14 protein-coding genes are annotated in these 12117 nt (G+C 49.1%); 8 read left to right on the forward strand and 6 right to left on the reverse strand.

Translation table 11 applies throughout. From position 1 onward, the window contains the following. Window positions 1–75: 75 nt before the first annotated feature. From QWY27_RS02545 to QWY27_RS02570, 6 genes are all read left to right on the forward strand, one after another. Complete coding sequence (locus tag QWY27_RS02545; protein WP_290194589.1) at window positions 76–462, forward strand: Rid family detoxifying hydrolase; 387 nt, start codon at window positions 76–78, stop codon at window positions 460–462. Between the two features lie 27 nt (window positions 463–489). Next, a complete protein-coding gene (gene recG, locus QWY27_RS02550; RefSeq protein WP_290194417.1) occupies window positions 490–2574 on the forward strand; it encodes an ATP-dependent DNA helicase RecG in 2085 nt (694 codons plus the stop codon). Window positions 2575–2634: 60 nt separating this feature from the next. Beyond that, entirely contained in the window at window positions 2635–3591 is a 957-nt protein-coding gene (locus QWY27_RS02555; RefSeq protein ID WP_290194419.1) for a LysR substrate-binding domain-containing protein, read from the forward strand. A gap of 34 nt (window positions 3592–3625) precedes the next feature. Continuing rightward, window positions 3626–4477, forward strand: a complete 852-nt coding sequence (ubiA, locus tag QWY27_RS02560; RefSeq protein ID WP_290194421.1) for a 4-hydroxybenzoate octaprenyltransferase — start codon at window positions 3626–3628, stop codon at window positions 4475–4477. A 47-nt stretch (window positions 4478–4524) separates the two neighbouring features. Beyond that, entirely contained in the window at window positions 4525–5358 is an 834-nt protein-coding gene (proC, locus tag QWY27_RS02565; protein ID WP_290194423.1) for a pyrroline-5-carboxylate reductase, read from the forward strand. Between the two features lie 63 nt (window positions 5359–5421). After that, window positions 5422–6699: a DUF945 family protein gene (locus tag QWY27_RS02570; RefSeq protein WP_290194424.1), complete on the forward strand. Its 1278-nt coding sequence runs from the start codon at window positions 5422–5424 to the stop codon at window positions 6697–6699. Between the two features lie 98 nt (window positions 6700–6797). Here the strand turns inward: QWY27_RS02570 and QWY27_RS02575 are convergent, their stop codons facing one another. The 3 genes from QWY27_RS02575 to QWY27_RS02585 all read right to left on the reverse strand — a co-directional run bounded on the left by QWY27_RS02575 (window position 6798) and on the right by QWY27_RS02585 (window position 8840). Next, window positions 6798–7199, reverse strand: coding sequence for a Zn-ribbon domain-containing OB-fold protein (locus tag QWY27_RS02575; protein ID WP_290194426.1), 402 nt, complete (start codon window positions 7197–7199; stop codon window positions 6798–6800). Between the two features lie 2 nt (window positions 7200–7201). Continuing rightward, window positions 7202–8371, reverse strand: coding sequence for a thiolase family protein (locus tag QWY27_RS02580; RefSeq protein ID WP_290194428.1), 1170 nt, complete (start codon window positions 8369–8371; stop codon window positions 7202–7204). A gap of 79 nt (window positions 8372–8450) precedes the next feature. Beyond that, on the reverse strand, window positions 8451–8840 hold the full coding sequence (locus QWY27_RS02585) for a DUF423 domain-containing protein (RefSeq protein ID WP_290194430.1): 390 nt from the start codon (window positions 8838–8840) through the stop codon (window positions 8451–8453). Between the two features lie 89 nt (window positions 8841–8929). Here QWY27_RS02585 and QWY27_RS02590 point away from each other — a divergent pair, with 89 nt between their 5' ends. Together QWY27_RS02590 and QWY27_RS02595 are read left to right on the forward strand one after the other, a co-directional pair. Then, window positions 8930–9340 carry a BPTD_2524 family lipoprotein gene (locus QWY27_RS02590; RefSeq protein ID WP_290194432.1) on the forward strand — a complete coding sequence of 137 codons (411 nt, stop codon included), beginning with the start codon at window positions 8930–8932 and terminating at the stop codon, window positions 9338–9340. 62 nt (window positions 9341–9402) lie between these two features. Then, complete coding sequence (locus QWY27_RS02595; RefSeq protein WP_290194434.1) at window positions 9403–9810, forward strand: PaaI family thioesterase; 408 nt, start codon at window positions 9403–9405, stop codon at window positions 9808–9810. A 49-nt stretch (window positions 9811–9859) separates the two neighbouring features. On the opposite strand, the gene QWY27_RS02600 is transcribed toward QWY27_RS02595, so the two are convergent. The 3 genes from QWY27_RS02600 to QWY27_RS02610 are packed head-to-tail and all read right to left on the reverse strand — an operon-like array spanning window position 9860 to window position 12106. Next, complete coding sequence (locus tag QWY27_RS02600; protein WP_290194435.1) at window positions 9860–10315, reverse strand: GatB/YqeY domain-containing protein; 456 nt, start codon at window positions 10313–10315, stop codon at window positions 9860–9862. A gap of 29 nt (window positions 10316–10344) precedes the next feature. Beyond that, window positions 10345–11160: an NRDE family protein gene (locus QWY27_RS02605; RefSeq protein WP_290194436.1), complete on the reverse strand. Its 816-nt coding sequence runs from the start codon at window positions 11158–11160 to the stop codon at window positions 10345–10347. A 4-nt stretch (window positions 11161–11164) separates the two neighbouring features. Then, window positions 11165–12106 carry a DMT family transporter gene (locus QWY27_RS02610; RefSeq protein ID WP_290194438.1) on the reverse strand — a complete coding sequence of 314 codons (942 nt, stop codon included), beginning with the start codon at window positions 12104–12106 and terminating at the stop codon, window positions 11165–11167. Window positions 12107–12117: the final 11 nt, after the last annotated feature.

A 12117-nucleotide genomic window follows, 5' to 3' on the forward strand; every position in this document is an offset into this window, starting at 1 on the left:
AGATTTCTTGGCATCTAGGCTATCGGTTTCAGCTATTGAACGTTAAAATTCGATAGTCTTTAATTTGGAGCCATGATGTCTAAACAAATCATTCACACAACGGCAGCACCAGCTGCTGTCGGACCTTATTCCCAAGCTGTCGTTGCACCCGCTGGACAGCTAGTATTTTTGTCCGGTCAGATTGGCTTAGTCCCTGAAACGGGATTAATGGTGTCTGATAACTTTGAAGCTCAAGTCAGACAATCTTTTTCCAATATGAAAGCTGTGATTGAAGCAGCGGGTGGACGTTTAGAAAATATTGTCAAGTTGACCCTGTTTTTGACTGACTTGAAGCAATTTCCAGTTGCCAACAGCATCATGGCTGAATTGATTCCCGAACCTTTCCCTGCACGTTCCACAGTGGGGGTCAGCAGCTTGCCAAAGGACGCACAGTTCGAAGTCGAGGCGATCATCGTCATCTGATGTTTCGCACGTCTGGCCGGAATATGCATGACTAGCTCTCACAAGCGAAATTCTCCTAGTGTCAAATCGACAGACCTGTCGATGCGTGGAAAATTTGAACGTCTAGGACTGACTTCTCCCGAAGCACTGATTCTGCATTTGCCGCTTCGTTATGAAGATGAGACGCGTATTCAGTCCATTGCTGAGTTGCGTCCTGGAATGTCTGCACAGATCGAAGGTGAGGTGATACGTTCTGATGTGTTGACCAAACCGAGGCGTCAATTGACGGCTACCGTTCGAGATGACACGGCTGAAATCAGTTTACGTTGGCTGACTTTTTATCCGAGCCAGCAGAATCAGATGCAAGCCGGCAAGCGTTGGCGCATCAAAGGCGAAGTGCGAGGTGGGTTGTATGGATTTGAAATGATTCATCCACGCATCTCAACGCCTGGTGCGCCGCTGTCCTCTGTCTTGACCCCGGTTTATCCAACCACAGATGGTTTGTCTCAGCCCAGCCTAAGAAAAGCGATCTCTCAGGCTTTTGCAAGTGCCGACTTGGTGGATACCTTACCCAAGGAGTTAATCAAAAAGTTAGGATTGCTGCCTTTTGATTCAGCGATTCGAACACTTCACGCGCCTACGCCAGATATGGACGCTCAAGCACTCATCGAACACGAGCATCCCGCCTGGAACCGCATTAAATTTGATGAGTTGTTGGCGCAACAGCTCTCCCTCGCAGCGGCACGCGCGGCACGTCAAGCCAAACGTGCGCCTCCCTTCGAGCCTAAGCACGGTCAGCAGAGCCTCGTTTCACGCTTGAGAGACGCACTTCCTTTTTCTCTTACTTCCGCTCAGCAGCGGGTCTGTGAAGAAATCAGTACCGACTTGGCGCGTCCGCATCCGATGTATAGATTGTTGCAAGGCGATGTCGGAAGTGGAAAGACAATCGTTGCTGCATTGTCGGCGCTGCAGGCCATCGAGCACGGCGCACAGGTCGCATTGATGGCTCCCACTGAAATTCTTGCTGAGCAGCATTACCTCAAGCTTCGAGTATGGTGCGAGCCCCTTGGTATTAAAGTTTATTGGCTCACTGGAAGCGTACCCGCCAAGGTGCGTAGAGAGGCACTAGCTGCCATTCAGTCTGGAGAAGCAAAGCTAGTTGTCGGCACACAAGCGCTGATTCAAGAGAGTGTTGATTTTCATTCGCTTGGTTTGATCATTGTTGATGAACAACATCGCTTCGGTGTGACACAACGTCTGACCTTGTCAAGAAAAGGGGAGAGTGACAACACGGAGACCGGCACGGAATACGTTCCCCACCAGCTCACAATGAGTGCGACTCCCATTCCGCGCACGCTGGCGATGACTTTCTATGCGGATTTAGAGGTTTCATCAATCGACGAGTTACCTCCGGGAAGAACCCCAGTTATCACTAAATTAATTGCGTCAGACCGTCGCGGCGAATTGATCGAGCATATTTCTCAGGCATGTGCCAAAGGGCAGCAAGTCTATTGGGTATGTCCGCTCGTGGAGGAAAGTGAAGCGTTGGATCTACAAACTGCTGTCGACACTCATCAAGATTTGACTGCGGTTCTAAGTGGACTGCATGTAGGTCTGGTGCATGGACGCTTATCTCCGACAGAAAAAGCACAAGTGATGCAGGCTTTTCGCTGCGGTGAAATCAATGTTCTCGTTGCGACAACGGTCATTGAAGTGGGTGTCGATGTACCCAATGCCTCACTGATGGTGATCGAACACGCTGAGCGTTTTGGTCTGGCGCAGTTACATCAATTACGCGGTCGGGTCGGACGGGGATCTCTGCAATCAGTGTGTGTGCTTCTTTATCAGACACCGCTTTCTCTGATTGCACGACAACGTTTACGCGCGATGTACGAAACGCAAGACGGGTTTGAGATCGCGCAGCGCGATCTTGATTTAAGAGGTCCGGGTGAGCTGTTAGGTGCCAGACAGTCTGGCATGGCTCTACTAAGATTCGCGGATTTGGCCTCAGACTCTGGTTTGGTGAATGTTGCCAGAGAAGTCGCAATAGAGCTTCGACGAGATGCGCCTGAAATCGTTGAACGGCATCTGGCGCGCTGGATGCGCGGCAGAGAGGATTATCTACGCAGTTAAATCGATTCAACAGTGTGATTTTTTCTTATACATAAAAATACTTGAAAAGAAGAATGTGATATGACTTTGACCGAACTTAAGTACATCGTTGCCGTTGCAAGAGAGCGGCATTTTGGACGCGCTGCTGAAGCATGTTTTGTCAGTCAACCAACACTATCGGTTGCGATTCGCAAGCTTGAAGACGAGCTTGGCATCACATTATTTGAACGCGGTGGAACCGAGGTCGGCGTGACGGCAATCGGTCAGCAGATTGTGTCGCAGGCACAAAAAGTCCTGGAGGAAAGCGCGAATTTAAAAGAACTCGCTCGACTGGGGCACGATCCCTTGGCGGGTGCCTTGAGAGTAGGTGTGATCCATACGATCGGACCTTATCTTTTGCCTAAGCTTGTACCCACTCAAATTGAACGTACTCCTCAAATGCCTTTGATTCTGCAAGAAAATTTTACAGTTCGGTTGATTGAATTACTCAGGCAAGGTGAGATTGATTGTGCCATCATGGCTTTACCTTTGCCAGATGCGGGATTGATGACACAGCCTCTTTATGATGAAGAGTTCATTGTGGTCATTCCTGCCAAGCATCCCTGGGCAGACCGCAAGGCGATTTCCGCTGAGGATCTCAAACAGCAAAATATGCTTTTGCTTGGAAGCGGTCATTGCTTTCGAGACCAGGTGCTGGAGGTCTGTCCGGAGCTGTCCCGCTTTGCTGCTTCAAGTGAAGGTATTCAAAGAACGTTTGAAGGCTCATCGCTTGAGACCATTCGACACATGGTGGCTGCGGGTATTGGTATTACCGTGATGCCTCGGACCTCTGTTCCTAAAGAAGAGCGTAACAACAAACTATTGCGATATATCCCTTTTGAGCGTCCTATTCCTGATCGTCGCGTAGTGTTGGCTTGGCGCAAAAGTTTCCCTCGCGCCGCCGCGATTGATGCGCTTGCTCAAGCGGTTTATGCCTGTCAATTGCAAGACGTTAAAATGTTGCCACAACAATCAGTCTTACAGACACAGATACAGTGACATCCGCAGACTCTATGCACTTAAGTTGACCTCAATGTCAAAACTATCGCTTTACTGGCGTCTGGTGCGGCTCGATAAGCCCATCGGAATCCTGTTGCTTCTCTGGCCGACTTTATGGGCGCTTCTGGCTGCTTCGCACGGCATGCCTGATTTACATGTATTCATTGTCTTTGTTTTGGGGACAATTTTGATGAGATCCGCAGGGTGTGCGATGAACGACTATTTCGATCGAGATGTTGATTTGCATGTCAAACGAACTCAGGATCGGGTCCTTGCAACGGGGGCCTTGGCGCCTCGCGAAGCACTTTATGTTGCGGGTTTCTTAGGTCTTGTCAGTTTCGCTCTTGCTCTGACAACGAATACCCTGACAATCATGCTTGCGTGTATTGCAGCCATTCTGGCTGTGACGTATCCCTTATTCAAACGTTTCTTTGCGATTCCGCAGGCCTATCTGGGTATTGCGTTCGGGTTTGGGATTCCAATGGGCTTTGCGGCAGTTCAGGGAGTGGTTCCGCCAGTTGCCTGGCTCATGCTGGTCGCCAACATCTTCTGGGCAATTGCCTATGATACAGAGTATGCGATGGTGGATCGTGATGATGACATCCGTCTGGGGGTGAAGTCTTCCGCTATCACTTTTGGTCGATTTGATGTGGTGGTGGTGGCCTGTTGTTATGGAATAGCTTTAATTTTGTTAGGCATCGCCGGAAATTGGCTTGGCTACGGATGGATGTTCTATGCCTCGCTTAGCGTTGCGGCAGTGATTGCTTCGAAGCATATCGGCTGGATCAGAGGGCGTGATAGACAGGCTTGTTTCAAAGCTTTTTTACACAATACGTGGATTGGTGCAGCCGTCTGTGCTGGTTTTGCATTAGAGGTTTTGACTTAAACGTCGAGTTTTTTGAGTAGTCCTTCAAATTTTAAATGGGTATTGCGATGACTTCATTTCCCTCCGTGGCGTTTATTGGTGGTGGCAATATGGCCAATGCCCTTGTATCGGGGCTTTTAAGCCAAGGTTGTCCAAAAGAGAATCTGTACGTCATCGAGGTTGCTCAAGCGCTACGTGAACAATGGGCGTTGCGTGGTGTCAAGACAAGCGCCACACCGGATCAGCAACTCAGTCCGTACCAAGTCTGGATTTTTGCTGTGAAGCCTCAGCAAATGAAAGACGTTGTATTACAGTGCAAACCATGGATGTCTCCAGAAACACTTGTCATCAGCATTGCAGCGGGCATTTCGCTTGCCTCGCTCGCGACATGGCTAGGATTACCACATGCGCCCTATACAAAGATTGTTCGGTGCATGCCGAATACGCCTGCACTTGTTGGCGCAGGTGTGACCGGTCTTGCTGCGCCTGTCTCCTTGTCTCCATTTAATCGTGAAATTGCAACAAGTTTATTATCAGCAGTAGGGAAGGCCGTTTGGGTGAAGGATGATGCCGCGATCGATGCTGTGACAGCTCTTTCAGGCAGTGGTCCGGCGTATGTGTTTTTGTTTCTTGAGGCGTTGATCAAGGGAGGCGAGGCGCTCGGTTTAACACCTGCTCAAGCAAAAGAGCTCGCTCTGGCGACATTGTCCGGAGCGAGTCAGCTGGCAAGTGACTCATCTGAGCCGCCTGCTACGTTGCGTGAACGCGTCACGTCCAAAGGCGGGACAACGGCGGCAGCGTTAGGCGTGTTTCAGGAATCACGATTTGTTGAAATTGTTACCCAGGCGATGAAGGCGGCAGATCAGCGGGCGGCAGAGCTGTCCAAGGAATTTGGTTCTTAATTCACCAGTGTCAGTTCTTTTAAATTTGGTTGTCGTTTACGCTTAAATCATTGGGATACTGAAGTGAAAAAAACATTAAGTTTGTTATTTGCTGTGATTGCTACGTTGATCGTAGTTTGGTTAGGTGCGAGCTTTTATTCGGCGCGTATGGCAGGTAACTATGTGACATCTTTGCCTGAGCGATACAAGCAAAATGACCACATTCACATCAAAACAATTGAACATCATCAATCTGTTTTTTCCTCGAATGGAAAGTTTGAGATTCGCTTTCCGAATTACATTCCTCGCGATCAACAGGCACCCACTGCCATCGGTCTCATCGTTGAATATAAGATTTCAAATCTGCTCTTACCAGACTCGGCTGGTCGTCTGGAGTGGAAGATGACGGGTGATGAAGCGATTGACCCGTTACTCAAGCAACTCTTCGGACAAGGTCCGACGATGCAAGGAAAGGGATTCATTCGTTATAGCGGTCAGCGACAGTCGAGTGTCGAGCTGTCTGAGCTGTTATTTAAAGACGCGCAATCCTCCTTAAAGCTTACCCCTCTCTCGGGCCAGGCGACTTGGGATAATGAGACGCTGCAATTAAAACTCAAATCCGCCCACCTTGACGCACGCACTGAAGGTTCAGTCACTGAGTGGCACGGAATGAGCATAGATATCAATCTTTCAAATCGAAACTTGGGAATCGGCACATATGTTTTCGACATTGAAAAGGGCGCCACGATTTCTTCAAGATTTGAAGGGATGAAAATCACAAAAATTGCGAGTCTTGTGAATGATCGCTTCAACTTTGCAATCACTCAGACGATCAAACAGTATTCATTCGACAAAATCAAACTGAGTGATGTGGATCAAGAGTTTTTGTTGAGCGGTATCGACAAAGAAAGTGTCATGGCGATCTCCTCGATTTTTCGCGATGCGAAAGATGTGAATACTTTGAGCGCTGAGGAGCGCATAAAAATGTCAATCGCTTTGCGAAATCTATTTAACAAGGGATTTTCCTTTGGTATTCCCCGTCTTTCCACCAAAATAGACGGAGGAACGTTGACTGGAAAATTAAATGTTGAGGTACTTAAGGCCGATGGAGCAGATATTGCTTTTTCCACCGCACAACGTTTGCGAGCGTCAGGAAATATTGATTTGACCGGTCGTGGCGGTCTGGATAATACTCAAAGAATGACTGCCTTAATGCTGGGTCTGGCAGTTAAGACACCAGAAGGACTACAGACAAGCTTCGAATTTTCAAATGGTGTCATCAAGGCCAACGGTAAAACCTTTGACATTAAGGATAATCTTAAATTTCTTGATAACGTTGTCAATGGTGTACTCACACCATAAATTTAATCAGCAATCGTAAAAAAAAGAGGATCAAATTAATTTGATCCTCTTTTTATTGACAGTCGCTTGGATTATTTTGGACTTTTCAACAGGCCTCTTTACACCGGTGTAAACATTGGCACAGGAGGCCCATCCTCAGTCGTCGGTTTGAAAATCAATTTAACCTTTTGACCGATTTTGAGTGCGGCTAAATCACAATCAACGATTTGCGTCATCATCGTGACACCCTCATCTAGCGTGACATAGGCGATGCAATAAGGATTGGGGTTTCCACGTTGCATGACGCTGAGCGAGTAGATGGTCCCTTTTCCTGAACCTTCCTTCCATTCGGTTTCACCAAAACAAAAAGGACATAGGGTACGAGGATACCAATGCGGTTCCTTGCATGATTTGCAATACTTCACCAGGAACTTACCGGTTTTTGCTGCTTCCCAAAAAGGCTGGTTGCCTTGTTCTTCAGCGGGAGCAGGGATCGGGTTGGGTTGATACATCATTGTCATGATTATTCACGCTCCATGATCAGAGTTGCGCTGCCATGGCGCGATCCTAGAAAACCGCCCGTACCGTGGGCAAGTGCGATATCGCAATTTTTAACTTGTACGGCAGGATGAGCTTCGCCGCGTAACTGACGAACTGCCTCGATCACTTTAGTGATGCCGCCACGATTTGCGGGATGATTGTTACACAACCCGCCGCCATCCGTATTGAAGGGAAGCTTGCCTACACCAGAGATCAAGTTGCCATCTGATACAAACTTGCCACCTTCGCCTTTTTTACAGAAACCCAAGTCTTCGAGTTGCATCAGAACTGTGATGGTGAAGCTGTCGTATATGGAGGCATATTTGATGTCTTGAGGAGTCAGTCCTGCCTCTTCGAAGGCGCGAGCCCCCGAGATGCGTGCACCTGAGTAGGTCAGGTCGACACGACCGCCCAACTGACCCTTGACGGACTCACCCGCTCCGCGAAGCTTGACGAGGGGACGCTTGAGTGACTTGGCGATGTCAGGACGGGCGACGATAAGCGCGCCTCCGCCATCACTCACCACACAACAATCCAAACGGTGTAGGGGAGTGGAGACGAGCGGGGAGTTCAATACATCCTCGACTGTGACGACATCGCGCAACATTGCATGAGGATTATGTTGCGCGTGATGAGAGGCGGCAACCTTGATCCATGCAAGTTGCTCAGATGTAGTGCCGAACTCGTACATGTGACGTGCGGCGACCATTGCATAGCTATTGACTGTGACAGGCCCAAAAGGCGCCTCAAAGGGCACGTCAGGCAAATCATTTCCCCAGTTTCGGGGCTGTAAACCAGAAGAACCAGCAGAGCGAGGACGGCCTGCAAGTGTGATCAAGGCGATGTCGCATTTTCCCGCGGCAATGGCTTGTGCGGCATGTGAGACATGGATCAAGTAGGAGCAGCCACCCGTCTCAGTCGAGTCAACATGGCGCAGCTTGTTGAGACCCATGTAATCTGCCATGTTCAACATCCCAAGGCCGGGAGCATCACCTGCGCAGAAATAACCGTCAATATCGCTCAAAGTTAGACCAGCGTCCTCAAGCGCGCCTTTAGCTGACTCTGCATGGAGTTGAGCGACGGATTTGTCGGGTGCTTTGCGTGTGGGGTGCTCGTATGCCCCGACGATATATGCTTTGTCTCGTATAGTCATTGGATTCAATACTAAGTTGTGAAAGAAAATGAAGAAAAAGAAATATCCCTCTTTTTACCACTCTTACAGGGATCCGTTTTCAACTTTGGTTATCCGACTTCACTTTTTGTTTCATGCCGGCTGCACCTAGCAGGAGCCAACCAACCATGAGGCATATGCCGCCAGTGGGTGCGACGATGGTCGCTTTTGAAATATCGAATATGTATTTGAGCTCAATCGAACCACAAAACAGCACGATTCCGATTAAAAGGAGCCAACGACTTATTTTAGCGAGCCGTCCATGCAACTGACTGGCAAAGAGCAAGACGACCGCGTGGATCAATTGATAGAGTGCTGCCTTTTCAATTGCCGATACGGCCTTGATATCGGTGACGGCATGGGAGGCTATCGCACCAAGCCCCACAGCAATAAAACCTAAAACCGCTGCCAGGAGGATCCAGCGAGTATTTTGATCGTGTCGAACATTCATCAGGCAGTCTAAAAGTCGTAAAATCATTGATCGGGTGTTCCCGTATTATGCAACTATTGGCTCTTTTGAGCCTGATTCAGGCGAATACTATGACATTTAAATGGATGATTGCTTTGGCACCGTTGCTTCTTGGTGCGTGCATGGGGGTCAATCAAAATTCTTCACCCAAAGACACCTTCACGATTCCTGTGTCATACGATGTGGTTTTTGAGCGCGCGCAGGCACAGGCAAAGCGTTGCTGGAGCGCGGACGGCGAGTTTCCTGTGATTGGTTCGATCGATCGAACTGCCCGCACTGCATTTGTGGCGGTGACAGGAGAGCTTGGGGGTAACCGCTATGGACAAGTGGACATACGCGCCCTGGATGACCAATCCAGCCAAGTTCAGGTCATGGTCAACGGAATCAATATCTGGAATGTGAAATCACTTGCAGCCATGCATGAGGTGTTGCAGTTTGGCACACCGACCTGCATCAGCTATATGCCCAGGCCTCAGCCTTAGTTTTAATAGTTTCTTTCAGTCTACTCATTTTATATATTCGTTAACTTTTTCAGAGCAGCACAGTGTCCTTAGCAAAACCTAACACCTATTTTGGCTTAGAAATACCGTATCTTGATTTTTTACAGCTTGAGCCCGTTCTCTGTCAGGATGACCGTGCAGTCACACGCATCAAAATTCGAGATGAGTTACGCAATAGTCGCGGCCATATTCACGGCGGTGCGATTATGAGCATTCTTGATTTCACGCTGAGTGCGGCGGGTCGTTCCATAGATCCGCTGGGCATAGGCATGGCGACAATTGATATGCACACGACTTGCCTGGAGCCTGCCGTGACAGATCTCACTGTCGAAGCACGCTGCATCCGAAGGGGAAGTTCAATCGCCTTTTGCGAGGGAGAGGTGCTTGATACGGAAGGAAAGGTTATAGCCAAAGCCACCGCAGCATTCAAAGTGCTTCGGGTAAAAGCTTAAGGTAAATACTTAAATTAATACCCTACGTGCCAAATAGTGGCAAATGTTTTTAACCAAGCCTTGCTTTGACTTGCGCAGAAAGTGCAGACATCTCTGCGCGGCCTGCAAGTGCTTGTTTCAAAATAGCCATGACTTTGCCCATTGCGGGCGCTCCAGTGATGCCCTGTGCTGAAACCTCTGCAAGTGCTGCATCAATTGCCGCTGCGACCTCGGCTTCTGAGGCTGCCTGAGGTAAAAACTCTTTCAAGATCGTTAATTCCGCAGTTTCTTGCGCCGCTGTTTCAGTCCGTCCCGCCTGCTCGAATGCTGCAATGGATTCGCGACGCTGCTTGATCTGTTTTTCGATGATTGCAGTCACGTCTGCATCAGTCAGATCCTTGCGTTCATCGACCTCGCGTTGCTTGATTGCAGCCTGTAAAAAACGCAAAGTCGCTAGACGTTCGGTCGCCTTGGCACGCATCGCGTCTTTTACGGCGTCTGTGATTCTGTTTTTTAACTCTGACATGGGTTGGCCTTCAGCGATTAACAAAGTTTTTAGATTATATCTGCCGCTCCCGGAACGATGCGTTGCTTTTTTGTGTCGATCGTCCAGAGACTCTCACCGCTCTTGGATCCGCTTGAGTCGAATCGTTTTTCGAAAAACATCGCCATGCCATCCGAGCGCTGCATAATCAACGTTGTGCAGCGGGTGCCATAACGATCATTTTTTATAAAAGGGCTACCCAAAAGTTTTTCGCGCTCTGGACCTATTCCGGTATCAGGAAGCTCTTGGATAGAGGCTGAGCGGGTGTCTTGCATAATTTCGAAGAATCGTTCTGGTGCCAGCGAAGAAGAGTTGGCGCTTGATGCAAGATATTCAGATACGGCTTGTTTGGTTCTGGTGAGTTTTGGCCAAGGAGTGTTCAACGAGGCATTGGAGATACCAGCGACGCCTGCTTTGACTGCTTGGGCGCTGACGCCCGAGCGATTGGAGAAATACCAAAGACCTGAGGCGTCTGAGAGTAATAAATTGAAACCGTTATAGGCTGATGTGGAACCTTCAAGTGCTTGTGCGAAAGTCATTGCAGACATGTCGCTTCGTAAAAAACCATCTGTCAACTTGCCGCGCGAGGGAGCTTGAGGGTTATTTTGCCCGGGCTCGCGATAGTTTGTCAGCAGGGCAATACGCCCCTGGGTGGTCATTCCCAGCCAAGTGCCTCCTGCAGTGAGATCCCGTCCGCCCAAAATGTTTGCTGCATCAGTCCAGGGACTGGCGGGGAGGGTCGGGCGGTTATGCAACTCATCGCGATTGGCGATAACAATCAGAGGCCAGTCTGGACGAGTATTTAAAGCGATGATGGCGAGGCACATAGAATTAGACGGATGATTTAGCTTTTTTTGCCTGGTCAGCTATTTCCGCCATCTTAGAAGGCCAGTTGACCATAATGACTCCAATCATCACCAACAGCGCACCCCAGACAAACTCTGCGTGCAAGGGCTCATCAAGAATCAATACGCCAAAGGTGACGCCAAGCAAGGGGGTGAGAAAAGTGAAGATGGATACACGAGAGGCAAGATAGTGCTTGAGCAGCCAAAACCAGACCAGCAAGCTTAAAAAAGCAATCAAGACACCCTGACTCACAATGCTGATAATCAAAAATGGGCTCCAGTTAACCACGAACTGCCCGGTCACTAAGCACGCAACGAGCAGAGCAACGGCTGCAAAAAACAACTGATAAAAAGTTGTTTGAGTGGCGGGAAGTTTCGCGAGTCCTGTTGTGCGTATCAAAATGGTGGTAATGGCCCACCCGAGTCCCGCACCGAGTGCCAATAAGTCACCTAGAAGCATGCGCAGGTCAAAATGTGGCTGGTTGGCGCCACCGATAAAGCCAATGCCAATCCCTATGAAGCTGACCAATACTCCGAGCCATTGACGTCGATTTAAATGTTCCTCCGGGACCCAGTAGTGCAGGCCCAGAGCAGTGAATATCGGTGCGGTATATAAAAAGACAACCAGATGTGATGCTGTTGTCAGGCGCAAACTTTCGCCTATCATCCACCACTCCAATCCAAACAAGAGGCCAACAGCCATACCAGCGCGCCAAGGGCCACGCCAGAGCGCAAGGGAAGTCCCTTGGTACCACATGAAAAGTGCCAGCAAGATGCATCCAAGAGTGGAACGCAAGCCTATTTGCATGGAGGGGCTGATGTCATCCATGCTGAATTTAAAGAGAATTTGCTGACCACCCCAAAGCGTGCAAAGCATAATGATGCAAAGATATGCAGTAGTATCCAGCGGCTTGCGTGAGGTGGTCATGCGATTCCTTT

The organism is Zwartia vadi (genome assembly GCF_030410375.1).
Classification (GTDB): Bacteria; Pseudomonadota; Gammaproteobacteria; order Burkholderiales; family Burkholderiaceae_B; genus Zwartia; species Zwartia vadi.

Bases quoted from the DNA above. Each gene is read 5' to 3' on its own strand.
- proC (WP_290194423.1), top strand. From the start codon at position 4,525: ATGACTTCATTTCCCTCCGTGGCGTTTATTGGTGGTGGCAATATGGCC.
- QWY27_RS02605 (WP_290194436.1), bottom strand. From the start codon at position 11,160: ATGTGCCTCGCCATCATCGCTTTAAATACTCGTCCAGACTGGCCTCTG.
- QWY27_RS02555 (WP_290194419.1), top strand. From the start codon at position 2,635: ATGACTTTGACCGAACTTAAGTACATCGTTGCCGTTGCAAGAGAGCGG.
- ubiA (WP_290194421.1), top strand. From the start codon at position 3,626: ATGTCAAAACTATCGCTTTACTGGCGTCTGGTGCGGCTCGATAAGCCC.
- QWY27_RS02585 (WP_290194430.1), bottom strand. From the start codon at position 8,840: ATGAATGTTCGACACGATCAAAATACTCGCTGGATCCTCCTGGCAGCG.
- recG (WP_290194417.1), top strand. From the start codon at position 490: ATGACTAGCTCTCACAAGCGAAATTCTCCTAGTGTCAAATCGACAGAC.
- QWY27_RS02580 (WP_290194428.1), bottom strand. From the start codon at position 8,371: ATGACTATACGAGACAAAGCATATATCGTCGGGGCATACGAGCACCCC.
- QWY27_RS02545 (WP_290194589.1), top strand. From the start codon at position 76: ATGTCTAAACAAATCATTCACACAACGGCAGCACCAGCTGCTGTCGGA.
- QWY27_RS02590 (WP_290194432.1), top strand. From the start codon at position 8,930: ATGACATTTAAATGGATGATTGCTTTGGCACCGTTGCTTCTTGGTGCG.
- QWY27_RS02575 (WP_290194426.1), bottom strand. From the start codon at position 7,199: ATGACAATGATGTATCAACCCAACCCGATCCCTGCTCCCGCTGAAGAA.
- QWY27_RS02610 (WP_290194438.1), bottom strand. From the start codon at position 12,106: ATGACCACCTCACGCAAGCCGCTGGATACTACTGCATATCTTTGCATC.
- QWY27_RS02600 (WP_290194435.1), bottom strand. From the start codon at position 10,315: ATGTCAGAGTTAAAAAACAGAATCACAGACGCCGTAAAAGACGCGATG.